The following is a 23,457-nucleotide window of genomic DNA, read 5'->3' as shown; positions in this document are numbered from 1 at the left end:
TGCGTCGGCGGGTCTCCGGTCCGGAGGCGGGGCGGGTCGTCGTCAGGGTCAACGTCGGCGGAGGCCGGGGTCTTCCAGCGCCGCCGCCAGCACGTCGAGCGCGCGGTCGGCGAGGTCCGGCGCCGGGGCCTCGAGCCAGTGGACGCGCGGATCGGCGCGGAACCAGGTCTCCTGGCGGCGGGCGAACCGTCGGGTGGCCACTGTGGTGTCCTCGATCGCCCGGGCCAGGCTGCGGCCGCCGTCGAGGACGTCGAGGAACTGCTGATAGCCGATGGCCTTCGACGCCGTCCGCCCGGTGCGCAGGCCGGCGTCGACCAGCTGCTCGACCTCGGCGAGCAGCCCCTGCGAGGCCATCTCCTCCACGCGGGCGGCGATGCGCGCGTGGAGAGTCTCCCGCGGCACGGAGAGTCCCAGCTGGACCACCGGCTCGACCGTCGGTTCGTGGATTCGCCGCGGCATGTAGGAGCTGAAGGGACGACCGGTGAGGCTGACGACCTCCAACGCGCGGACCAGCCGCCGATCGTCGCTGATCGCCGCGGCGGACTCCGGGTCGTGGGCGCGCAGCTCGGCGCGCAGGGCCTCAGGGCCCTCGTCCTCGAGCCGCTGGGTCAGCTCCGCGCGGCGCTGCGGGTCGGTGGGCGGGAACTCGATGACGTCGATCGCCGCCCGCACGTAGAGCCCGGAGCCGCCGACCATGATCGGGGTGCGGCCGCGGGCGCGGATCGCGGCGACGACGTCCCGGGCCTGCCGCTGATAGTCGGCGACTGAGGCCTCCTGGCCGACGTCGAGGACGTCGAGCAGGTGGTGCGGCACCCCGGCGGCCTCGGCCGCGGTGACCTTCGCCGTGCCGACGTCCATGCCCCGGTAGAGCTGCATCGAGTCGGCGTTGATCACTTCGCCGTCGAGCCGTCGCGCGAGGTCGATGCCCAGCTGCGACTTCCCGGAGGCGGTGGGGCCGACGACGACGATCAGCGGCAGGGGGCCGACCGGCCCCGGCCGACCCGGCGCAGCCGTCGCCTCCGATCCGTCCGCGGCAGGGTCGGAAGCTGCCACAGGCTCAGCCGTCCATGCGCATCGTCGGCATGCCCAGCGAGACCTGGCCCGGCTGGGTTCCGGCGACCTGGGTGGTGCCCACGCCGCAGGAGTCGGCCTGCGCGCGGTCCCAGGCGTCGCCGGCCCGCGACTCGCGCAGGGTGTAATGCTCCGCGGTCGGATCGGAGAGCAGGTGATGCGAGCCGGCGTCGGTGATCGGCACTGTGACGAAGTCGCCCGGCCGGGGTTCCGCCGCGCCGTCCGGCACGGAGAAGTGCACCAGCCGGTGGTCGGGCGCGCGTCCGGTCAGCCGCCCGGTCTCCGCCCCCTTGGTGCCGCTGTGCGCAGTGACCAGCAGCTCCTGGACAGTGCCGACCTGAGCGGCGTTCTCCTCGGCGGTGATGCGGTTCTGCAGCGCGATGAGCCGGTCGAAGCGCCGCTGGACGACGTCCTTGGGGACCTGGTCCTCCATCTCGGCGGCCGGGGTGCCCGGCCGCGGCGAGTACTGGAAGGTGAAGGCCGAGGAGAATCGCGAGGCCTCGACCACGCGCAGCGTGTCCTCGAAGTCCTCCTCGGTCTCTCCGGGGAAGCCGACGATGATGTCGGTGGTCACCGCCGCATGCGGCATGCGGTCGCGGACCTTCTCCAGGATCCGCAGGAACTTCGTCGACCGGTAGGACCGGCGCATGGCCTTCAGCACCGCGTCCGAGCCGGACTGCAGCGGCATGTGCAGCTGCGGCATGACATTGGGGGTCTCGGCCATCGCGTCGATGACGTCGTCGGTGAAGGAGGCCGGATGCGGGCTGGTGAAGCGCACCCGCTCCAGGCCCTCGATCTCTCCGCAGGCGCGCAGCAGCTTGGCGAAGGCGCCGCGGTCGCCGAACTCCACGCCGTAGGTGTTGACGTTCTGCCCCAGCAGGGTCACCTCGACGGCGCCGTCGTCGACCAGCGCCTGGACCTCGGCGAGGATGTCGCCGGGGCGACGGTCGCGCTCCTTGCCGCGCAGCGAGGGGACGATGCAGAAGGTGCAGGTGTTGTTGCAGCCCACGGAGATCGACACCCAGCCGGAGTGGACCTCGTCGCGCTTGGTCGGCAGCGTCGACGGGAAGGTCTCCAGCGACTCCAGGATCTCGAGCTCGGCCTCCTGGTTGTGCCGGGAGCGCTCGAGCAGGGCGGGCAGCGATCCGATGTTGTGCGTGCCGAAGACGACGTCGACCCAGGGGGCCTTCTCCTGCACCCTGCTCTGGTCCTTCTGCGCCAGGCAGCCGCCCACGGCGATCTGCATGCCCTCGTGCTCACGCTTGCTCGCACGCAGCTGGCCGAGGTGGCCGTAGAGCTTGTTGTCGGCGTTCTCGCGCACCGCGCAGGTGTTGAAGACCACCAGGTCGGCGGTCTCCTCCTCCCCGGCGGGCACGTAGCCGGCGTCCTCGAGCAGACCCGAGATCCGCTCGGAGTCGTGGACGTTCATCTGGCAGCCGAAGGTGCGCACGTCGTAGGTGCGGCCGCTCCCGGACCCTGCCGCGGTCCCGGACGGTGCCGCGGACGGGTCGACGACGTCGGTCGTGACGGGGCGGTCCATGGTCGTCTCAGTCATGGGATGCTCGCAGATCGGACTGGTGCGTGCAGGTGCCGTTCGATTCTACGCGCTGTGCTCGTCGAGCACCTCCTGGACGATCCGGAAGGCCGTCGACGGCGCATGGCCGCGACGTCCGAGCATCGCCACCAGTCGGCGCGTGTGCTTCTCCCGTTCGCGCCGCTCGTCGGCGCCGGAGCCGGCGGGCACGACCACGCCGCGCAGCTTCTTCTCGACCATCTCGCGGGCCGCGGCATCCTCGTCCTCGGGTTCGATCTGTTCCAGCGCCTCGACGATGTGGGCCTCGTCCACCCCGCGGTCGCGCAGCTCGTGGCGCAGCGCCGCCCGGCCCAGCCCCTTGAGCTCGTGCCGGGTGCGCACCCAGGTCCGGGCGAACGCCGCGTCGTCGATCAGTCCGACCTCGGTGAGCCGGTTCAGGACCTGCTCGATGACCGGCTCCTCGGTCTCCTTCTCGCGCAGCGCCTCGGCGAGCTGATGCCGGCTCTTCGCCGAACCGGTCAGCTTCCGCAGCACCACGGCGCGCGCCCGGGCGTAGGGCGAGTCGTCCTCGGCTCCGGAGCTCGCCGGCGCCGGATCCGAGTCCTCCGCCGGCGCCTCCGCGGGCTCGCCCGCCGGCGCTTCGGCCGGCTCGCTCGCCGACGCCGCCGCGGTCTGCTCGGGCGCGGCCGGCGCGGGCGCGGCGGACGACGAGGGCTCCGGATCCCAGAGCGAGCTGGGGCCGGCCTCGCCGGACTCGATGCGCGTCATCGCCTCCCGCAGCTGGGCGAGCGTCGCTTCCTGTCCGGCGGGCTGCTCAGCATCTGCCGTCATGCGTCAGCTCCCGTCTCGGCTCAGGCGGGACCGTCGACCGCGTGCAGCGACGGGCCGTCGGTGCCGTCCTGGTCGCCGCCCTCGGGGGCGAGGATGCCCAGCTTCTCCTTGATGCGACGCTCGATCTCGTCGGCGAGGTCCGGGTTGTCCTTCAGGAACTGGCGGGACTTCTCCTTGCCCTGGCCGAGCTGATCGCCGTCGTAGGTGTACCAGGCGCCGGACTTCTTCACCAGACCGTGCTCCACACCGGTGTCGATGAGATCGCCCTCGCGGGAGATGCCCTCGCCGTAGACGATGTCAAACTCGGCCTGCTTGAAGGGCGGGGCCACCTTGTTCTTCACGATCTTCGCGCGGGTGCGGTTGCCGACGGCGTTGGTGCCGTCCTTGAGGGTCTCGATGCGCCGGACGTCGACGCGCACCGAGGCATAGAACTTCAGCGCCTTGCCGCCGGAGGTGGTCTCCGGGGAGCCGAAGAAGACTCCGACCTTCTCGCGCAGCTGGTTGATGAAGATCGCGGTGGTCTTCGACTGCGACAGCCGGCCGGCGATCTTGCGCAGCGCCTGGGACATCAGCCGGGCCTGCAGTCCGACGTGGCTGTCGCCCATCTCGCCCTCGATCTCGGCCCGCGGCACCAGCGCGGCCACCGAGTCGACGACGACGACGTCCAGCGAGCCGGAGGAGAGCAGCATGTCCATGATCTCCAGGGCCTGCTCACCGGTGTCGGGCTGGGAGACCAGCAGCGAATCGGTGTCCACGCCGAGCTTCTCCGCGTAGACAGGGTCCAGCGCGTGCTCGGCGTCGATGAACGCGGCGATGCCGCCGTCCTTCTGGGCATTGGCCACGGCGTGCAGGGCCACTGTCGTCTTGCCGGAGGACTCCGGGCCGTAGATCTCGACGACGCGGCCGCGCGGGAAGCCGCCGATGCCCAGCGCGGCGTCCATGGCGATGGACGAGGTCGAGATCGTCTCCATCGGCGCGCGGGTCTCGTCGCCGAGGCGCATCACCGAGCCCTTGCCGAACTGCTTGTCGATCTGGGCCAGCGCGGCGTCGAGCGCCTTCTGCCGGTCTTCGCTGACTGCCATGATTCACCTCTGTGACGTCGTGCGGATGTGCGGCGCCCTCCTGTGCCGGGAGCGCCGGTGGTGCGTGCAGGATCGAGACTACGCACGACCCCCGACACGCAGCAGGCCGCACCCCTCGCCCTGTGGAGGAAGCGGCGTGTCGCCGGAGCTGTCGTGCCTGCTGTGCAGGACTCTACCCGATCGTCTCGAACATATCTTCGACACCCGGCCGGCGTGTTCCGGACGGCCGGGTGTCGGACTCAGGTCATGGCGCGGGCTGCGGCGGGCTCACCGCGCGGCCGGAGTGTCGCGCCCCAGCCGGCGCGCGGCGGGCACGTCCTGCTGATCGCAGACGGCGTCCCACACCTCGCGGGGGCCGACGCCGGCGGCCAGCGCCTGGTCGACGGTCAGCTGATACGCCGACAGCACGAGCGTGTCGGAGAGCACGTGCGCATAGGTCGCTCCGAACTCGTCCTCCATCAGGGCCCAGAATCTGCTCAGTCGCACGGCGGCCTCAGGCGGAGGTCCGGTCGGCCGCGGACTGCCCCGCCGCGTCCTGCGGGCCGGGGTTCTCGTCGGCGGACTCGGCGTAGGTGCGGTTGAGCTTGGCCAGCAGGTCGGACAACGTGGAGATCTCCTCTTCGGACCAGGGTTCGAGCATCGCCATATAGCGCTCGACGCGCTCGTCCTGCGCGGCCTCCAGGCGCGCCCGCCCCTCGTCGGAGAGACTCAGCGACTGCGCCCGGCCGTCCTCGGGGTCGGTGGTCTTCAGCACCCAGCCGCGGGCGGTCAGCGTGGCCAGCTGCCGGGAGAGGGTGGGCTTGCCGATGCCCAGGTGGCGGGCGATCGCGGTCATCCGCACCGGCCCCTGCTGCTGCAGAGTCGCCAGCACCGAGTAGGAGGCCGGCTCGATCTCCGGATCGATCCTCCGCGTCATCTGCAGCGCGTTGAACCGCCGGCGGACGAACAGGCGGTTGAACTCGCGCTCCAGGTCGTGGACGAGGGCTGCTCGGTCGGCGTTCTCCATGGTCCCATCCTATGCGCACAGCCGGCCGACGGACGCCCCGACATCAGGAGCAGCCCGCTGACCTGCGGCTCGTCCGTCAGGACGCCCGCGTCGTCGGGCATGTCGGCCTCGCGTCGGCGACGCCCCCGGACGCGCCGCAGGCCGCCTGCTGACAGGAGGCGGCCTGCGGGCCCGCGACGACGACGCCGCGGGACGATCGGCGGAGCCGGCGGGTGATCCCGCCGGCGGAGGGTCAGCCGCAGCTGCGGGCGAACTCCTCGCGGGCGAGGTCGTCCGGGACGCCGTCGGGGACGACGCCGGGGGCGAACTCCCGCTGGAACTCGGTGGGCACCGTGTCCGGGACGCGCAGTCCCTCGGCCACGGCCACCCGCTCGGCGACCTGGCCCAGCATGGCCGACAGCGGCACGTCCAGGGCGTCGCAGATCGAGGCGAGCAGCTCGGAGGAGGCCTCCTTCTGGCCGCGCTCGACCTCGGACAGATACCCCAGCGAGACGCGCGCGCCGTGGGAGACGTCGCGCAGCGTGCGGCCTTCGGCCTGACGGATGCTGCGCAGCACGTCTCCGATCTCCTGACGCATCACGACGGCCTTCGCCTCGCCGGTCTCGGCGACGGCGACGCCGTCGGGCTCCGCGTCCCTCCACCGGGTGACGCCGTTGACGGTGACTGGCTGTCGCACCATGGACCCTCTCCTTCGTGGTAGAACCTGTCGGTCCTGACCTGTGTCATCCGGGTCAACCGAATGCGCGGGGTTTTCATTCCCCGCCGCGCCCTCGGGCTCCCCGTTCATCGTCGCATGATCGAGGGCCTGCGTCCCACACGATGCATCAGAAGTCTGAGCGCCTCCTCCACAGTCGCTGCACGGATGCCGTCGCGGTCGCCGTCGAGTCGACGCAGCACCGCGCCCGACGACCAGCCCGCCGGCTCGCCTCCCGGTCGCGGGGTCTCCGCGTCGCCGTCGCCCGCGCGGCCGGTCGCCGCCGGCCTCCAGGCGCCCGGCGGCGGATCGCCCCAGGGGGGCACCGAGGCATCGTGCCAGGCCAGTCCGATGTAGGCCGTGCCCACCGGCTGACCCTGATGGGGCTCGGGACCGGCGACGCCGGTGGTCGCCACCCCCAGCACCGCGCCGGTGCGCCGGGCCGCCCCCAGCGCCATGGCCGCGGCGACGTCGGGATCCACTGCGCCGCGCTCCTCGAGCAGCACGGCGTCGACGTCGAGCAGATCACGTTTCACCGGATTGCAGTAGGCGACCACTCCCCCGCGCAGCACCGCCGAGGCGCCGGGAGGATCGGCCAGCCGCGCGGCCACGGCCCCGGCGGTCAGCGACTCGCCGGCGGCGACGGTCAGCCCGAGACTGTCGAGACGGGCGATCACGTGCGCGGCCGAGACCTCCTCATCCGGGTGGACGTCGGCGGGGAGGCGGTCGGAGCTCATGCTGCGCGGGCGTCGCGGCGCATGCGGATCGCCGAGACGACGTAGTCCAGGCCGGTGACCACGGTGACCACCAGCGCGACCATCATGATCCAGAAGGCGACGTCGCCGAGCCAGGAGGCGATGACCACCAGCGGCAGCAGCATCAGCTGCAGGCCCGCAGTCTGCAGCACCGTCTTCAGCTTGCCGCCGCGCGAGGCGGGCATGACGCCGTAGCGGATGACGACCATGCGCAGCACGGTGATGCCCAGCTCGCGCACCAGGATGAGCACCGTCACCCACCAGGGCAGCTCGCCGAGCAGCGAGAGCATGATGAGCCCGGCGCCGATGAGCGCCTTGTCGGCGATGGGATCGGCGATCTTGCCGAAGTTCGACACCAGCCCGCGCGACCGGGCGAGGTCGCCGTCGATCTTGTCGGTGATCATCGCCGCGGCGAAGAGCCCGGCCGCCGCCCAGCGCCAGCCGCCGTTCTCCGCCACGAGCCCGTCGGCGTCGAGCAGCAGGAACCAGACGAACACCGGCACCAGCACGATGCGCAGCATCGTGAGCACATTGGCGATGTTCAGCAGCGGCGGCTCGGCGGACTCGGCGGGGCCGACGTCGTCGGGCTCGGAGGCGTGACGGCTCACGGGCGGGGGTTCCTTGTCATCGGCGGCGGGAGGGGTCTCGACGACGGGGCCGGATCAGCGCCCGGTCAGCTGCCAGGCGTCCTCCCCGGCGTCCGTGTCGTGCCCGTCATGATACTCGGTGGCCTCCGGCAGCGCCGCAGTCCGCTCGGCCAGGTCCCGGGCGATCAGGTCGGCGCTGGACATCCCGGAGACGGTCGACCCGCCCTGCGGCGGCGTCCCGGCGGCCGGCTGCGCCGACGACTCCTGCGGCGGCTGCGGCTGAGACGACTGCCGGGCGGGCTGGCCGGAAGATCCTTCGGATCCTCCGGGTCCCTGCTCGCTCACTTCGACCACCTCCTGCTCGTACGCCTCCGGGGCATCCTCCGAGGGCGCGGCCGCCGGCGGCTCCTCGCCGCGGATGGTGGCCAGCACCCCGGGCAGCTCCTCGGGGCTGACCAGCACGTCGCGGGCCTTCGACCCCTCGGAGGCGGCGACCACCCCGCGGGACTCCATCAGGTCCATCAGCCGGCCGGCCTTGGCGAATCCGACCCGCAGCTTGCGCTGCAGCATCGAGGTGGAGCCGAACTGGGTGGTGACCACGAGCTCAGTGGCCTGCAGCAGCAGGTCCAGATCGTCGCCGATGTCCTCGTCGATCTGCTTCTGCGGCTTCTCCGGGACGACGTCCTCGCGGTACTGCGCCGAGAGCTGGGACTTCACATGCTCGACGACCGAGTGGATCTCGGTCTCGCTGACCCAGGCGCCCTGGACACGCATCGGCTTGGCGTTGCCCATCGGCAGGAAGAGCGCATCGCCCTGCCCGAGCAGCTTCTCCGCGCCGGCCGAGTCCAGCACCACGCGCGAGTCGGTGACCGAGGAGGTCGAGAAGGCCATCCGCGAGGGCACGTTGGCCTTGATCAGACCGGTGACGACGTTGACCGAGGGCCGCTGGGTGGCCAGCACCAGGTGGATGCCGGCGGCACGGGCCAGCTGGGTGATCCGCACGATCGAGTCCTCGACGTCGCGCGGGGCGACCATCATCAGGTCGGCCAGCTCGTCGACGATCACCAGCAGGTACGGATACGGCCGCAGCTCGCGCTTCGAGTCCGGCGGCAGGGTGATCTTGCCGTTGCGGACGGCCTTGTTGAAGTCGTCGATGTGCTTGTAGCCGAAGTGCGCCAGATCGTCGTAGCGGTTGTCCATCTCCTTCACGACCCACTGCAGCGCCTCGGCGGCCTTCTTCGGGTCGGTGATGATCGGGGTGACCAGATGCGGCACGCCCTCGTAGGCGGTCAGCTCCACCCGCTTGGGGTCGACCATGACCATGCGCACCTCGTCGGGGGTGGCGCGCATCAGGATCGAGGTGATCATCGAGTTCACGAAGGCGGACTTGCCGGCTCCGGTCGCGCCGGCGACCAGCAGGTGCGGCATCTTCGCGAGGTTGGCGACCACGTAGCCGCCCTCGACGTCCTTGCCGACGCCCATGACCATCGAGTGCTCGGTCTTGCGCGCGGCGTTGGACCGCATCACGTCGCCGAGGGCGACGACTTCCTTGTCCTTGTTCGGGATCTCGATGCCGATGGCCGACTTGCCCGGGATCGGGCTGAGGATGCGGACCTCGTTGGAGGCGACGGCCAGCGAGATGTTCTTGTCCAGGCCGGTGACCTTCTCCACCTTGGTGCCGGGGGTCAGCTCGACCTCGTAGCGGGTGACCGTCGGACCGCGGGAGAAGCCGGTGACCTGGGCGTCGACCTTGAACTGCTCGAAGGTGCGGTTCAGCGCGTCGACGACTTCGTCGTTGGCCTCCGTGTGCTCCTTCGCCGGCGGGCCGGAGGGCAGCAGCGACTGGTCCGGCAGCGTGTAGGTGACGTCGCCGGCCAGTTCGAGCTGCTCGGAGCGCACCGGCATGTCGGCTGCCGGGGACGGAGCCTCGGCGGCGGCCGGCGCGGGCGTCCGCGCGGGGGCCGACGACGGCGCGGCGCCGCCCACCGCCGCAGTCGGAGCAGTGGTCGCACCGGCCGCCGCCTGCCCGGCCGCGGCTGGTGCGGCCTCGTCGGCGCTGGCGGCCGACGACGCTGAGGACTGGGCCTTCTCGCGGGCGCGCTGGATGGCCAGCTCCTGAGCGGTGGGACGCTTGACGCCCGGAGGCACGGCCGGCTCGGTGTCCTGTTCGGCGTCGCTCTCCACGGCGGAGGCGTCGAAGGCGCCGGCGGCCGCCCGGGAGGCTTCGGCCTCGGACGCCGCGGCGGACGTGGTCCCGGACGCGGCCTCGGGGGCGGCTCCGGCCGCGGACTCCTCCTCGGGCTCCGGGCCGGCGTCGCGTCCCCGGAGGATCTTGGCGAGGAAGCCGGCCTTCTTCGGCGCGGGCTCGCCCTCGTCGAAGACGTCGTCGCGCGGCTCCTCGGCGGGCTGGGCGGCGCGGGACGCCCGGCGGCTGCGCGCCGGCCGGGCCGCGGCGTCCGCGGAGCGCGCAGGCTCGCGCGGGGCGCGCGGCTCGCGGCGTTCGCCGACCACGTAGTCCTTGGCCACCGAGGCCCGCTCCGGGATCCGGCGCACCGGGGTGTCGGTGAGCACCAGCAGTCCGGCCAGCAGCACTGCGCCGAGCCCCGCCCAGACGGGGTAGACGGTGATCAGGCTGGCCAGCGGGACGGTGACCAGGTAGCCGACGATGCCGCCGGAGGCGAGCATGTCGGAGAAGGCGGCGTTCAGCGGCGGCATGCCGTGGCCCATATGCGCCAGTCCGGCGGTCGAGCACAGGATCAGGCACAGGCCGATGGCGACGCGGCCGTTGTCCTCATGATCCTGCGGGTGGCGGATGTAGCGCACGGCGGTGATGAACAGGATGACCGGCAGCACGGCGGCGGACCAGCCGAAGGTGCCGGCCACACCGCGATGGACGATCTCCACCGACCAGTGGTCCAGTTCGCGGGCTCCCCACCATTCGACGACGGCGGTGACCGCGGCCATGAGAAGGAACACCAGGGCCGCGCCGTCGCGCCGGTCCTCGGGCTCGATGCGCACCTGGCGCCCCAGGCCTCGGATCGCCGAGGCCGTCGGCGTCGCGAAGGCCATCCAGAGCCCGCGCAGCGCCGCGGCCAGCAGGTTGCCGCGCGGCGGCTCCTGCTGGGCCGTGGTGTTCTTCTTCGTCGACGTCGCGCGGCTTCCCGCACCCTTGGTGGATTTCTTCTTTCCCGAGGTGCTGGCGGCGCGCGCGGGGGAAGTACGTGTCGCCATACCAGCCAACCTACCTCCACACGCGGAAGAACGCGCGCAGGGCCACACCATCGGGGCGAATCGACGGGTTCCGGACAGCCGACGTCGCGGGCTCGCGGGCCGGCGCCGGTCGGGGGCCTGCGGCGCCCGACCGGCGAGGCGCCGACCTGCGGATCAGGTCTCGACGACCACCGGCACGATCATCGGCTTGCGGCGCAGCTTGCGGCTGACCCAGGAGCCGATGGTCCGCCGCACGATCTGCTGCAGCTGGTGGGTGGTGTGCTCCTGGGTGTCCTGGATGGCCTCGGTGAGGGCCTTGGAGATCTTCGGCTTGATGTCCTTGAAGACCTGGTCCTCCTCGGCCACGCCGCGGGCGTGGATGTCCGGCCCGGAGACGATCTGGCCGGTCTGGCGGTTGACCACCGTGACGACCGAGATGAAGCCCTCCTCGCCGAGCACGCGGCGGTTCTTCAGGTCCGTCTCGGAGATCTCGCCGACCGAGGAGCCGTCGACGTAGACGTAGCCGCACTCGATCTGGCCGGTCACCCGGGCGACGCCGTCGCGCAGGTCGACCACGGAGCCGTCCTCGCAGAGCAGCACGCGCTCCGGGTCGACGCCGGTCTCCTCGGCCAGCTTGCCGTTGGCGATCAGGTGCCGGGTCTCGCCGTGGACCGGCATCACGTTGTTCGGCTTGATGATGTTGTAGCAGTACAGCAGCTCGCCGGCGGAGGCGTGGCCGGAGACGTGGACCTTGGCGGTGCCCTTGTGCACGACGTCGGCGCCGAGCTTCAGCAGACCGTTGATGACCCGGAAGACGGCGTTCTCGTTGCCGGGGATCATCGAGGAGGCGAGGATGACGGTGTCGCCGTCGCCGACCTGGATCTGGTGGTCGCCGTTGGCCATCCGGGACAGCGCGGCCATCGGCTCGCCCTGCGAGCCGGTGGACATCAGCACCACTTCGTTGTCGGGGTGGTCGTCGACCTTCTTGATGTCGACCAGGATGCCCTCCGGCACGCTCAGGTAGCCCAGCTTCGCCGCGATGGACATGTTGCGCACCATCGACCGGCCCACGAACGCGACCCGGCGGCCGTGCTTCTCGGCGGCGTCGAGCACCTGCTGGACGCGGTGGATGTGCGAGGAGAAGGAGGCCACGATGATCCGTCGCGTGGAGTTCGCGAAGTACTGGTCGATCGTCGGGCCGATCTCCTTCTCCGGCGTGGTGAAGCCGGGCACGTCGGCGTTGGTGGAGTCGGTCATGAACAGGTCCACGCCCTCCTCGCCGAGCTTGGCGAAGTGGCGCAGGTCCGTGATCCGGCCGTCGAGCGGCAGCTGGTCCATCTTGAAGTCGCCGGTGTGCAGCACGCTGCCGGCCTCGGTGCGGATGTGCACCGCCAGCGCGTCCGGGATGGAGTGGTTGACCGCGACGAACTCGCACTCGAAGGGCGCGAGCTCCTCGATGTCGCCCTCCTTGACCGCCAGGGTGTAGGGCTTGATCTTGTGCTCGGCGAGCTTGGCCTCGACCAGCGCCAGCGTCAGCGTCGAGCCGATCAGCGGGATGTCGGGCTGGCGGCGCAGCAGGTACGGCACCGCGCCGATGTGGTCCTCGTGGCCGTGGGTGAGCACCAGGCCGACGACGTCGTCGAGCCGGTCCTCGATGTAGCTGAAGTCCGGGAGGATCAGGTCGACGCCGGGCTGCTCCTCCTCCGGGAAGAGCACGCCGCAGTCGACGATGAGGATCTTGCCGTCGAGCTCGAACACCGCCATGTTGCGCCCGACCTCTCCCAGACCGCCGAGCGCCACGATGCGCATCGTGCCGTTCTTCAGCTTCGGCGGGGTCATCAGGCGCTGTGCAGCCAAGGGATAGTCCTCCTGTGTGGGGGTGTCATGCGATGCGGAACGTGCTTGTGCCAACCGTACTCGGTGCGTCGGGCGATCACCTAGACGATCGGGGCGGTGCGGGGCGGGCGGGCGACGTCGTCGCCGGCCTCGCCGCCGCGCGCGCTCAGAGGTCCCAGCCGGCCTCGCGGAGGTCGGCGAGGATGAGCTCCTGCTCGGCGGCGTTGGCCTGCACCAGCGGCAGCCGCACATCGGTGCGGATGGGGAAGCTCAGCCAGTCCAGGACCAGCTTCGAGGAGACCGCCCCCTGCACGCGGGTCATCAGCGCGCGGATCACCGGGCCGAGCTCGCCGTGGACGATGCGGGCCTCCTTGAGGTCGTAGTCCAGCACCGCGTCGATCATCCGGCGGAAGTGCGGCGCCGCGACGTGGGAGGTCACCGAGACGACGCCGGCCGCGCCCATGGCCATCCAGGCCAGCACGTTCTGGTCGTCGCCGGAGTAGACCTCCAGCTCGGTCTTCGTCAGCACCTCGGTGGTGGCGGTGATGTCGTTCTTGGCATCCTTCAGCGCCATGATCTTCGGATGCTCGGCCAGCTGGAGCAGCGTGTCGGTGGCGATCGGGATGCCCGTGCGTCCCGGGATGTCGTAGATCATCAGCGGCAGGTCGACCGCGTCGGCGACGGCGGTGTAGTGGGCCAGCACGCCGTCCTGGCTGGGCTTGTTGTAGTACGGGGTGACCACCAGCTGGCCGTCGGCGCCGGCGCGCTCGGCGCGGCGGGCCATCTCCAGATCGTGGGAGGTGTGGTTGGTCGAGGTGCCGGCGATGATTTTGGCGCGGTCGCCGACGGCGGACTTGGCCGCGCGGACCAGCCCCTCCTTCTCGTGGTCCTCCAGCGTGGAGGTCTCGCCGGTGGTGCCGGATACGACCAGCGCATCGTTGCCCTCGTCGACCAGCTTCTCGGCGAGCGCCTCGAAGGCCTCGTAGTCGACCCGGTCATCCTCGGTGAACGGGGTGACCATCGCCGTGATCAGATGCCCGAAATGCGGGTCGGTCTGGTCGGGGTGCTGGACCTCGCCCTCGGTGAGGTGCAGGTCGAACTCATGTGTCAGCTCGGTGTCGCTCGCCATGGGCAGTAGCCTACCGCCCATGGACCCCGAGAGCACCGCCGCATCCGCCTCGCGTCGCGGATCCGGGCGCAGGAGACCGAGCGGCTCGGGACGGCCCCGGCTGCGCGGCGTCGACGCCGCCCGCGGCCTGGCCCTGGTGGGCATGATGTCCGTGCACATCATCGACACGGTGGATCCCGCCGGACAGACCCCCACCTGGGCCGGTTGGCTGTTCACCGGACGGCCCTCGGCGCTCTTCGCGCTGCTGGCCGGCGTCGGACTCGTGCTGCTCGCCGGCGGGCCGAAGCGGCCGACGACGGCGGGCGCGAGCTGGGTGCGATCGATCGTGGCGGTGCGCGCCGGGCTGATCCTGCTCATCGGTCTGGCCTGCGGGTCCCTGGACGCCGGCGTGGCCGTGATCCTGGTGCACTACGGTGTGCTGTTCCTGCTGGCACTGCCGTTCGTGCGGATGGGGGCGAAGGCGCTGGGCGCGATCGCGATCGGCTGGGTGGCGCTCGGCCCGGTGATCTATCGCGCGGTGTACCTGGGTCTCTCCGGCGAGCTGGCCGACTTCGCGACGTCCTGGCGGCTGTGGCACTCCCCCGGCCTGGCGGACCTCGCGCAGCCGGAGCTGCTGGCGATGGATCTGGCGGTGACCGGCTACTACCCGCTGCTGATCTGGCCGGCCTACTTCTTCACCGGCATGGCGATCGCCCGACTCGACCTCTCCCGGCGGACGGTGGCCGCCGCGCTGGCCGGCGCCGGAGCGATCCTGGCGGCGGTGACCTACCTGATCGGTCGGCTGACGGTGGCGACGTCCTCGATCGCCGCCGACGTCGCCGGCCCGTCCGGGCCCGAGGCCGCGAGGGCCGAGCTGCTGACCGGCACGCTGCTGCCGATCATCGAGGACCCGCGCTGGTTCCTGCTGCCGACCCCGCATTCGGGGTCGACCATCGATCTGCTGCACACCATCGGCTGCGCGCTGCTGGTCCTGGGGCTGTGCCTGCTGGCCGCCCCGGCACTGCGGTGGCCGCTGGCCCCGCTGATCGGGGCCGGGGCGATGCCGCTGACGCTGTACGTCGGGCATCTGGTGGTGCTCCAGGACTGGCGCGCGGATGACGGGCTGGTGAGCGGAGCCTCGCCGGAGGCGATGTATCTCTGGCTGGTGGTCGCGGTCCTGGCGGCCGGGCTGGTGAAGGAGCTGCTGAACCGACGGGGGCCGCTCGAGGCGGCGATCCGGGCGGCCGGCGTCGCGGCGGCCGGGAAGCGCCCCGTCGAGCGCGAGTGAGGTTCGCGGGGCGTCCTGGGTCGCGGGTGAGGATGCTCTCGGGCCAGTGAATCGGGCTCCCCCGGGGCTAGTACCCCTCTCTTCCCCCTCTTCCGGAGTTCCCCGTCCAGTTGGGCGGGGCATCCCCGGCTCCGGCTGATTCGTCGACGGGCGCCCGATCCTCCCCGTCCAGTTGGGCAGGGTCCTCCCAGACGCCGGCGGTATCGCCGGCGCCGCCCTCCCGTCCCCGTCCAGTTGGACGGGGTCGCCAGCCGGCCCCGTCTTGTTTCCGATTCCCCGTCCAGTTGGATGAGGCCCGCGAAACACCACGAGGCCGATCGGTGTGACACACCATTGCTCCGCGCTGACCAGCCGTTTCCACAGCTCCAGTGATGGCAGGTTGCAGCGTGATCCACGCCATCTACACTGCTGATCCAGGCCGACGATCTGCACAGCCGTGCCCGTCGGCGACGACGATCAGCCGCCGACCGGATGGACCCACTGTGCTCACCGACCACCCCACGCCCGCCGCCCCTGCCGCGTCTGCGACGAGCAGGACCAGTCGCTCCCGGGTGCTGCCGCTGGCCGGTCTCACCCTCGCCGCGACCCTCGTGCTGGCCTCCTGCTCCGGAGATGCGGAGGAACCGATCGACGACGGCGGCACCGGCGCGACCGAAGCCGCACCAACCGAGGAGTCGACAGCCCCGAGCGAGGAGCCTCCGTCCGCGGATGACACCGAAAGCAGCCCTGACAACACGGAGGGCTCCGAAGGTAGCGACTCCGACGACGAGTACGTCCCAGCGTCCGCAGACGAACCCGCACAGAACGTGCCGAAGCCGGACCTTCCCGAGGTTGCCGCGGAGAAAACCGAGGACGGCGTCGAAGCCGCCGTTGAGTACTTTTGGGAAGCAGACTGGTATTTGGCCAGCACCGGGGAACCGGAACCGTTTGAGGCCATCTTCCGTGAAAGTTGCAACTTTTGCACGAACGACGTGTCGTACTTCGGCGACGTCTACGCTTCGGGCGCTTGGTACGACAACGAACCGGACGAAGTGTCCGATCTATCCGTTGATCTGACCTCGGAAACCGAGGCCACGGCGCACATGGCGATGCATCAGTCCCCTAACGCGATGTATCGACCCAATGGAGAAAAGGCCGGTTCGCAGCCCGCGATCCACGACGTGATGTGGACGCTCGAGCTGTCTCATCAGGGTGGTCGTTGGAAGGTCGAGTCCGCGACTTCAGTCGAGGGATCAGGATCCGAGGGCGAGGCCTATGTGGACTGAGGTGGCACTTGCTGGTCGAGCTTGGGCTCTGTTCGCCTCGCTCTCGCTTGTCGGGTCGGCCGGAACGACCGCCGTTGCAAGCGCCCCGCCCGCCTTCCTCTCAACACCCTCACAGAACTCTGCTTCGCTCGTCACTGCTCAATCCAGCCCGTCGGGCCGACCAGCAGTGCCCGAATACTCCGGCGGTGCGTCGGACCGAGACTTCATTGTAAATGGCGAGATTCCAGAACGCCTCCGAGACAAATACTCTGACGACGGGAATGATGATCCCGATACCTCGGGTGGAGGAGGCTCGGGACAGAGCGACTCGGCTGATGACAGTCAGGGGACGAGCGGCCGAGAAACTGATCCCCTCAAGGTCTACATCGGCGACCCCACGTCAGTCGCAGACGAAGAGCGCGATGAGGTCCCTGAGAATCTCTGTCAGTCTTCACCGTATGAACCAGGCGATGAGCCAGGTTGCTCCAGCATTCTCCGAACGAGTTGCGGCCCTGACATGACGGTCCTCTCTTACGAGGTCGGGAACGGAGTCAGCAGGGCCAGGTGCGTCAGCAATGATGAGGTCGAACAGGAAATCGAAGATCTCCTGGGTCAAGGTCAAGAGACGATTCCGGCGGCAGCGCATACTGCCTTCACCGACCTGACTCTTAAGCCCGCCGTAGTGAAGTTCGAGCCCGACCTTCTCGGCTTCGGCTACAAGGGCCGGCACACGAACATCTACGCTGACGTCGAGACCCAGACGGTGACTCAAGAGCTGCTCGGCGAGCCTGTCGAGCTGCGCGCCACGCCGCAGGAGTTCCACTGGGACTACGGCGATGGGGCCACTCGTACGACCTACGAACCTGGCGAGTCCCTCCCCGACTACGACGGAACCGGTCAGGAGATCGTCAAGACAGACTTCGAGACGGTGACGTCGCACGTCTACGAGGAGACCGGGATCTACCCGGTGACCGTCGAGACGGTCTACACCGGAGAGTTCCGCGTCGGCGACGGGGAGTGGCGGGACATCCCCGGCACGGTCTCGGTGGAGTCCTCCCCCGGCGAAGCCGACATCTGGACGCAGAACAGCCGATGGGTCTCGGGAGCCTGCGAGTCGGCCGAGCTGTGGGGCTGCAACGGCCCCATCGAGTTCGACCCGGCCACAGACCGCCCGCCGAAGATCTACCAGGATCAGTACGACGAGAATGGCCACTGGCTGGGTCCGGTGAAGTGATCGGTCGACCGTCGTCTCTGAATCGTGAGCTCGTTCAAAGCAGGTCGAAAGCCTTGAGCAGCCCTTCGTAGTGAACCCGGCGCGCGACCACGGTGTCAGCCACGTGATGGTCGAAAGCCCCCGTCTTGAACTGGTCAGCCAGCTTGATCGGTTCGGCAGCGAGCACAGGATGGGGCGACGCCGCAAGTTCCTCGTTGAGGTCGAAGTACCGCAGGCCGAGCTCGCCAGCCAGCTGCGCGAGCCCTGCGTTGAACGCCAGGTGCATCGCGTTCTGCTCGTCCTCAGACAGCACATGCGGCCGGACCACAGGGACGGCTTCCTTCCACGTCATATCCTTACCTTCGGTCACGATCCGCGACACATACCGGATCGCGAAGCCGCGAGGCGACAGGGCAGTGAGGTTCACGCCTTTCAACGCCACGTCGCACGGCGCAAGTTCTAGACCGTTCAGGAAATCTCGGTAGATCGCGAGGAGCCACTCGACATAGCGCGTCGGCTCGATCTCCTCCTGCTTGATTGCGAGGCGGTAGTAGTAGCCGAGCTCCAGGTCGACCTGTCCGAAGGCCAGAACCAACTTCTGCGCTTCAGCCAGCGCCGCGGAGATCTCTTCCTTGACGTTCAGCTTCGAGCTCCCGGGGCGGAATCCAGCCAGCGACGCGGCGCGAATCGAACGTCCCGTCACCCGCACCGGCAACGAGTCACGATAACCCAGTCGTCCCGCGTAGAAATGGGTCGGGAAGAACAGTGTGGAGTGCGAGTCTCCGAGCACGGAGACCATCTGCGGGTCCTCATTCATCCCCGGCAGTCTCGCCTAACGAGCTCGATGAAACCTGGACGGAGCGCACGTTGGCGGGCACCCTGTACCCGATGTGCTCCCCAACTCGAGCCGTGAGGCTTCGCGTCACCGGCTCTCGACGGACTCAGCTTGCCGACCGGCGTGCTTCGCCGCCCGCCGACGACGCCGCTCTGCTTTCCGCTCCGCCTTCACCTGCCGCTTGTACTCGCGGTCCTCCTTGCGCCGCTCCCGCACCCACTTCGGCGTCAAGAACGGCGGCATCGGAACTCCCAATGTAGCGATGCATCCGATGAACAGCAGCAGCGTGGCCGGCACCGCCGTTCCATACGCCAGCCAGTCCGGCCAGGGCATTCCCATCGCTTCGAACGAGGTGATGCCGCAGGAGACGCCGGCGAAGAAGAAGAACGCAGGGAAGCAGTACAAGTACAAGTACTCGCTGAACGTCCCGTACCACCGTGCATCGTCGATGATCCGTGGATAGATCACGAACCACACGGACAGTGGGAAGAACACGATCATGCAGATCAGCTTGAGGATTATCTCCAGCACACCTTCTCCTGCATCAACTCGTTCATCTTCCCCGGGGCTCCTGTGACTATCAGAACAGCGACGTGACGCTGTCCCAGGCCTTCTCCGCTCCATCAGAGACGGCATCGGCGGCGTCTCCGGTGAAGTCTTTGACTCCCTCGCCCAATTCCTTGCCGACGGCGCTCCCCGCGATACCTCCGATGACGCTGCCGGCGACGGCCCCGATCGCAGTCCCAGGCCCGGGGAAGAACGACCCGATGGCCGCGCCTGCGGCGGCGCCGGCCTTCGCTCCGGCCCAACCACCGGCCATCGCGGAGAACCCCACAGTCCCCGCCCGCGCACTCTGCTCTTCCCACTCCATCTCCGGATGCGCCGCGGAATCTTCATTCCACTGTCCCACAGTCCCAGTGGCTAAGGTCAGCACACCGCCGGCACCGGCGGCCCCCTTCGCCATCTTGCTCGCAACGTCGAACCGACCGGACATGCCCGGCTTCGCCACACGGTTCTGCTCCGACAGGGACGCGAAGAACCGCCCCCGCAGAGCCGAGGCCGCGTCCTTGACCCCATGAGGCTTTCGGAACGGGTTTCGAGCATCATCAGCGGCCAGACGCCGATCAGGAGCGGTCACCGAGGAGGCGTCCCACCCGGTCACCGCCGCCACGGCCCGACGGCTCCGTTCCCCCGTCGCCGCCATGTCACGCAGCTTCGCGGGAGCCCACGCCTGCCGCGGATGCATGGTCGAGGTGCTCTTCGCGACGGCATCAGCCGTCGTCCCGACTGCGGAGACGCCCTTCTGCAGGCCGAACGACACCGCATCGGCCGCCGATGCGCCGAAGACACTCCCTGCCGTCGCCGCTGTCTGTCCGACGTTCCCCACCCGGTCCTGCCGAGCCGACCCCGACGTCGCGATATCGTCGGCCTCGGCAGCCTGCGGCACCTGGTGCCGACTCCCCCGAGCCGTCGAGACCGAGGTCGTGATCGCCCCCAGCGCCGCGGCGCATCGGTTCTGCGCGGCGTCCTTCTCCTCCGCCAGCTCCCGGCACCGCTGCTGCAGCTCAGTGACGCGCAGGTCGTGGGCCTCTCCGTCGCCCACGACTGCGGCGTCGGCACCCGTCCTCCGGAAGTCCTCGATGTCGGCCAGCAGTGCGCGCCGCCGCGTGTCCAGGTCGCGCAGCTCGGCGGCATAGACCCGGACGGCGGATTCCGCCTCGTCCCCGGCTCGGGCCAGCTCGCCCGCCTGCTCGGCGGCCGGTTCCAGCGCAGTCAGCAGCTCACCGGTCTCCGGCGCCCGGTACGAGCTCTCCAGGCCGCCCCAGGTGCTGACCGCCTCCCCCACTGTCCGCTCGACGTCGGCGGTCGCCGTCTTCAGCGTCGTCGCCGATGGCTCGACGCTGTCGCGGTCATCCAGGTCCACCACCGTGAACAGCTCGCCGGACGTCGTCTGGTGCATGGTCGCCGCCCTCCTCGGCCGTCGCTCGCCGCATCTCCTGCCAGGAGCCTACGCAGATCCGCACGGACTCTGCAGGCGTTCTCCACAGGCACCGCGTCCGGCGCCGAGACCGATACTCTGGGTCCATGAGTGATGCCGAGATTCGAGTGGCCGTGCTGGGCGCCCGCGGGCGCATGGGAGCCGAGGCCGTGCAGGCCGTGACCGACGCCGAAGACATGCAGCTGGTGGCCGAGCTCGGCCGCGGCGATGCGCGGGAGACCATCGTCGAGGCCGGCGCGACCCACATCGTCGACCTCAGCGTCCCCGACGCCACCGAGGACAACGTCCGCTTCGCCGTCGAGCACGGGATCCACGCCGTCGTCGGCGCCACCGGCTGGGACGACGAGAAGCTGAGCCGTCTGCAGGACCTGCTGTCCGAGCACCCCGACGTCGGGGTGCTCATCGCCCCGAACTTCGCCCTCGGCTCGGTGCTGGCCACCGCCTTCGCCGCCAAAGCCGCCCAGTACTTCGAGTCCGCCGAAGTCGTCGAGCTGCACCACCCGAACAAGGTCGACGCCCCCTCCGGAACCGCCGCGCGCACCGCCCAGCTGATGGGCCGCGCCCGGCGCGACGCCGGCGTCGCCCCCAGCCCCGACGCCACCCAGAAGGACCCCGACGGCGCCCGCGGCGCAGTGGTCGAGGACATCCACGTCCACGCGGTCCGGCTGCGCGGGCTCGTCGCCCACCAGGAGGTGCTGCTGGGCTCGCCCGGCGAGCAGCTGACCATCCGCCACGACTCCTTCGACCGCGCCTCCTTCATGCCCGGCGTGCTGCTGGGTCTGCGCACCGCCGCCTCGCGGCCGGGCCTGACCCACGGGCTGGACGGCTACCTGGACCTGGGGCTCTGAGCCGGTGCGCGGCAAGCTCTTCGCCGGCGCCGTCATCGCGCTGCTGCTGATCTTCCTCTCCGGCGCGGCCGTCAGCGGGGTCCGCTTCCTCACCGTCGACGACCTCGTCGCCCGGCTGATCGGCGTCGGCACGCTGCTGCTGGTCGCCGTCGGCGCCTGGGTGCTGGCCCGTGAGCTGTGGTTCGGGTACCGCTCGGAGCAGCTGGGCCGCGAGCTCGACGCCGAGGGCGGACTGCCCGAGGACACCGTCGACCGCTCCCCCGGGGGGCGGCCCGACCGCGAGCAGGCCGATGCGCAGTTCGCCCGGCTGGCCTCCGAGGCCGAGGAGAACCCCGACGACTGGCGCAGCTGGTTCCGGCTGTCCATCGGCTACGACGTCGCCTCCGACCGCAGCCGGGCGCGGAAGACCATGCACCGGGCGATCAAGATGCACAGCGCCGAGCGCCGCGCGGCACGCCGCGGCTGAGCACGTCCAGGCCGGAGACCGCGGGGAGCCGCCCCTCCGGCCGCCCATCTCACCGTCCGGCGGCATACCCCTGCGTGCCGCGCGGATTCGCCGCCGCGCCGAGCCGTCCGGTCGCCGGGTCCCGCGTCACGCAGGACAGCCGGCCCAGCGCCCAGTCGCCGGCGCGGGTGATCCGGTGCCCGCGGGCGGTCAGCGAGGCGATGACCTCCTCGCCGAGCCGGTCCTCGACCACTGCGCCGCCGGGCTCCCAGGTGCGCGGGTGGAACGAGCCGGGCATCGAGGTGGTGTGCAGCGTCGGCGCGTCGATGGCCTGCTGCGGGGTGTGGCCGCCGATCAGCACGCGCAGCAGCATCGGCAGCTGCCACTGCTCCTGCTGGTCGCCGCCGGGGGTGCCCAGCGCCATGACCGGGTGCCCGTCGCGCAGCACCAGCGTCGGCGTCAGCGTCGTCCGTGGCCGGCGACCTGGGCGCAGCGCCGACGGCGAGGCCTCGTCCAACCAGGTCATCTGCAGCCGGGTGCCCAGGCAGAAGCCCAGCCCCGGGATCGTCGGCGAGGACTGCAGCCAGCCGCCCGACGGCGTCGCCGAGATCATGTTGCCCCAGCGGTCGACGACGTCGAGGTGACAAGTGTCCCCGCGGCTCTCGCCGTCACGGCGCACCGTCGGCTCGCCGGTCCCCGCGGCCTCGTCGCCGGCGGATCCGGGCTCGTCCAGCGGCGGAGTCGCCGGCTCGAGACCGTCGACGACGCCGGGGCGGAAGGCGTGCGAGGCGGTCTCGGCGATCTGCTCCCGCCGGGCGGCCGCATACTCCTCGGAGAGCAGCACCTCCATGCGTCGGGCGGCCTCCTCGGGCTCCAGATCGCCGTAGTAGGCGTCCCGATCGGCCATCGCCAGCTTCAGCGCCTCCAGGATCAGGTGCGCGCCGCGCTCGGTGCCGGGGTCGAGCTCGGCGTCGTCGAAGCCCTCCAGGATCTTCAGGGCCTGCAGCAGCACCGGCCCCTGACCCCAGGGGCCGATCTTGGCGATCGCGTGACCACGGAAGGTGATGGTCAGCGGCTCCTCGACGCTCGCCGACGAGGCGGCGAAGTCCTCGACCGTGATCACCCCGGCATGGTCGCGCCCGTCGGAATGCCGATGCGGCTCGGCCAGGAACTCCGAGGCCAGGCGCGCGACGCCTCCGGTGCGCCACTCGCCGCGGGCGGCCTCGACGGCCTCTTCCCGGCTCGCCGCCCCCTCGCCGGCGGCGATCAGCGAGCGCAGCACCGCGGCATACTCCGGGTTGGTCATCAGCGATCCCACCTCGGGGACCTGACCGTCGGGCATCCACTGCGCGGCCGAGCTCGGCCAGTGCTCGGCGAACAGCTCGGAGACGCCGTCGATGGTCCGCGCGATCGCCGGCAGCACCGGAGCCCCGGACTCGGCGTGGTGGATCGCCGGCTCCAGCACGTCGGTCAGCGGCCAGGTGCCGTGCTCGGCGAGGAGCAGCAGCCAGGCGTCGACGGCGGCGGGCACCGCGGCGGCCAGCCCGCCGGCGCCGGGCACGCGGACCAGTCCCAGCTGTCGATACGACTCCACGGAAGCGGCCTGCGGGGCCGCGCCCTGACCCATGAGCACCTGCGGGGCGCCGGGAGCCTCAGCAGTGACGAAGATGCCGGTCATGTCCCCGCCGGGTCCGTTGAGATGCGGCTCGGCCACGTGCAGCACGAAGGCGCCGGCGACGGCGGCGTCGAAGGCGTTGCCGCCGCGCTCGAGCACCGACTGGGCCGCGCCGGTGGCCAGCCAGTGGGTGGAGGCGGTCATGCCGACGTCGCCGGTGAGCGTCGGCCGCGTGGTGGGCGCCGCGGCATGGGTG

General features: G+C 70.6%; 21 protein-coding genes. 5 read left to right on the top strand and 16 right to left on the bottom strand.

Annotated features, from left to right (window positions below; genetic code table 11):
- Positions 1 to 48: 48 nt before the first annotated feature.
- From miaA to dapA, 12 genes are all read right to left on the bottom strand, one after another.
- On the bottom strand, positions 49 to 1,053 hold the full coding sequence (gene miaA, locus ABD652_RS02475; RefSeq protein ID WP_344717800.1) for a tRNA (adenosine(37)-N6)-dimethylallyltransferase MiaA: 1,005 nt from the start codon (positions 1,051 to 1,053) through the stop codon (positions 49 to 51).
- 4 nt (positions 1,054 to 1,057) lie between these two features.
- Positions 1,058 to 2,626, bottom strand: coding sequence for a tRNA (N6-isopentenyl adenosine(37)-C2)-methylthiotransferase MiaB (gene miaB, locus ABD652_RS02470; protein ID WP_344717798.1), 1,569 nt, complete (start codon positions 2,624 to 2,626; stop codon positions 1,058 to 1,060).
- A 45-nt stretch (positions 2,627 to 2,671) separates the two neighbouring features.
- Positions 2,672 to 3,436 (bottom strand): regulatory protein RecX, encoded by a 765-nt coding sequence (locus ABD652_RS02465; RefSeq protein ID WP_344717796.1) that lies wholly within the window; start codon positions 3,434 to 3,436, stop codon positions 2,672 to 2,674.
- 20 nt (positions 3,437 to 3,456) lie between these two features.
- A complete protein-coding gene (recA, locus tag ABD652_RS02460) occupies positions 3,457 to 4,518 on the bottom strand; it encodes a recombinase RecA (protein WP_153143650.1) in 1,062 nt (353 codons plus the stop codon).
- A 267-nt stretch (positions 4,519 to 4,785) separates the two neighbouring features.
- Positions 4,786 to 5,004, bottom strand: coding sequence for a DUF3046 domain-containing protein (locus ABD652_RS02455; RefSeq protein WP_344717787.1), 219 nt, complete (start codon positions 5,002 to 5,004; stop codon positions 4,786 to 4,788).
- 7 nt (positions 5,005 to 5,011) lie between these two features.
- Positions 5,012 to 5,524 (bottom strand): MarR family winged helix-turn-helix transcriptional regulator, encoded by a 513-nt coding sequence (locus ABD652_RS02450; RefSeq protein WP_344717785.1) that lies wholly within the window; start codon positions 5,522 to 5,524, stop codon positions 5,012 to 5,014.
- Between the two features lie 232 nt (positions 5,525 to 5,756).
- Positions 5,757 to 6,203 carry a helix-turn-helix domain-containing protein gene (locus ABD652_RS02445; protein WP_153143647.1) on the bottom strand — a complete coding sequence of 149 codons (447 nt, stop codon included), beginning with the start codon at positions 6,201 to 6,203 and terminating at the stop codon, positions 5,757 to 5,759.
- 104 nt (positions 6,204 to 6,307) lie between these two features.
- The gene (locus ABD652_RS02440) at positions 6,308 to 6,955 is read right to left on the bottom strand and encodes a CinA family protein (RefSeq protein ID WP_344717780.1); all 648 of its coding nucleotides are present in this window, start codon (positions 6,953 to 6,955) and stop codon (positions 6,308 to 6,310) included.
- Positions 6,952 to 7,581 (bottom strand): CDP-diacylglycerol--glycerol-3-phosphate 3-phosphatidyltransferase, encoded by a 630-nt coding sequence (gene pgsA, locus ABD652_RS02435; RefSeq protein ID WP_344717778.1) that lies wholly within the window; start codon positions 7,579 to 7,581, stop codon positions 6,952 to 6,954. Before pgsA ends, ABD652_RS02440 begins: the two co-directional genes overlap by 4 nt.
- A gap of 54 nt (positions 7,582 to 7,635) precedes the next feature.
- Positions 7,636 to 10,791 carry an FtsK/SpoIIIE family DNA translocase gene (locus tag ABD652_RS02430; RefSeq protein ID WP_344717777.1) on the bottom strand — a complete coding sequence of 1,052 codons (3,156 nt, stop codon included), beginning with the start codon at positions 10,789 to 10,791 and terminating at the stop codon, positions 7,636 to 7,638.
- 153 nt (positions 10,792 to 10,944) lie between these two features.
- The gene (locus ABD652_RS02425) at positions 10,945 to 12,609 is read right to left on the bottom strand and encodes a ribonuclease J (protein WP_344717951.1); all 1,665 of its coding nucleotides are present in this window, start codon (positions 12,607 to 12,609) and stop codon (positions 10,945 to 10,947) included.
- A 163-nt stretch (positions 12,610 to 12,772) separates the two neighbouring features.
- Positions 12,773 to 13,627, bottom strand: coding sequence for a 4-hydroxy-tetrahydrodipicolinate synthase (gene dapA / locus ABD652_RS02420; protein ID WP_425574535.1), 855 nt, complete (start codon positions 13,625 to 13,627; stop codon positions 12,773 to 12,775).
- Positions 13,628 to 13,754: 127 nt separating this feature from the next.
- On the opposite strand from dapA, the gene ABD652_RS02415 reads away from it, so the two are divergent.
- From ABD652_RS02415 to ABD652_RS02405, 3 genes are all read left to right on the top strand, one after another.
- The gene (locus tag ABD652_RS02415; protein WP_344717772.1) at positions 13,755 to 15,002 is read left to right on the top strand and encodes a heparan-alpha-glucosaminide N-acetyltransferase domain-containing protein; all 1,248 of its coding nucleotides are present in this window, start codon (positions 13,755 to 13,757) and stop codon (positions 15,000 to 15,002) included.
- A 482-nt stretch (positions 15,003 to 15,484) separates the two neighbouring features.
- Positions 15,485 to 16,267 (top strand): DUF6318 family protein, encoded by a 783-nt coding sequence (locus ABD652_RS02410; RefSeq protein WP_344717769.1) that lies wholly within the window; start codon positions 15,485 to 15,487, stop codon positions 16,265 to 16,267.
- A 661-nt stretch (positions 16,268 to 16,928) separates the two neighbouring features.
- The gene (locus ABD652_RS02405; RefSeq protein ID WP_344717767.1) at positions 16,929 to 17,480 is read left to right on the top strand and encodes a hypothetical protein; all 552 of its coding nucleotides are present in this window, start codon (positions 16,929 to 16,931) and stop codon (positions 17,478 to 17,480) included.
- Between the two features lie 34 nt (positions 17,481 to 17,514).
- Here the strand turns inward: ABD652_RS02405 and ABD652_RS02400 are convergent, their stop codons facing one another.
- The 3 genes from ABD652_RS02400 to ABD652_RS02390 form a co-directional block, all read right to left on the bottom strand.
- Positions 17,515 to 18,276 carry a hypothetical protein gene (locus ABD652_RS02400; RefSeq protein ID WP_344717765.1) on the bottom strand — a complete coding sequence of 254 codons (762 nt, stop codon included), beginning with the start codon at positions 18,274 to 18,276 and terminating at the stop codon, positions 17,515 to 17,517.
- 105 nt (positions 18,277 to 18,381) lie between these two features.
- Positions 18,382 to 18,825 carry a hypothetical protein gene (locus tag ABD652_RS02395; protein WP_344717763.1) on the bottom strand — a complete coding sequence of 148 codons (444 nt, stop codon included), beginning with the start codon at positions 18,823 to 18,825 and terminating at the stop codon, positions 18,382 to 18,384.
- A 49-nt stretch (positions 18,826 to 18,874) separates the two neighbouring features.
- Positions 18,875 to 20,254, bottom strand: coding sequence for a hypothetical protein (locus tag ABD652_RS02390; protein ID WP_344717761.1), 1,380 nt, complete (start codon positions 20,252 to 20,254; stop codon positions 18,875 to 18,877).
- 125 nt (positions 20,255 to 20,379) lie between these two features.
- Between ABD652_RS02390 and dapB the strand changes: the two genes are divergently transcribed.
- The gene (dapB, locus tag ABD652_RS02385) at positions 20,380 to 21,141 is read left to right on the top strand and encodes a 4-hydroxy-tetrahydrodipicolinate reductase (protein ID WP_344717759.1); all 762 of its coding nucleotides are present in this window, start codon (positions 20,380 to 20,382) and stop codon (positions 21,139 to 21,141) included.
- A gap of 4 nt (positions 21,142 to 21,145) precedes the next feature.
- A complete protein-coding gene (locus ABD652_RS02380; RefSeq protein WP_344717757.1) occupies positions 21,146 to 21,607 on the top strand; it encodes a hypothetical protein in 462 nt (153 codons plus the stop codon).
- A 49-nt stretch (positions 21,608 to 21,656) separates the two neighbouring features.
- Here the strand turns inward: ABD652_RS02380 and ABD652_RS02375 are convergent, their stop codons facing one another.
- Positions 21,657 to 23,405 (bottom strand): gamma-glutamyltransferase family protein, encoded by a 1,749-nt coding sequence (locus ABD652_RS02375; protein WP_344717949.1) that lies wholly within the window; start codon positions 23,403 to 23,405, stop codon positions 21,657 to 21,659.
- Between the last annotated feature and the right edge of the window lie 52 nt (positions 23,406 to 23,457).

The sequence above is a fragment of the Nesterenkonia halobia genome, from assembly GCF_039536005.1.
GTDB classification, from domain to species: domain Bacteria; phylum Actinomycetota; class Actinomycetes; order Actinomycetales; family Micrococcaceae; genus Nesterenkonia; species Nesterenkonia halobia.
Note: the sequence above shows the minus strand (reverse complement) of the source record. Positions and strands in the feature narration are given on the sequence as shown.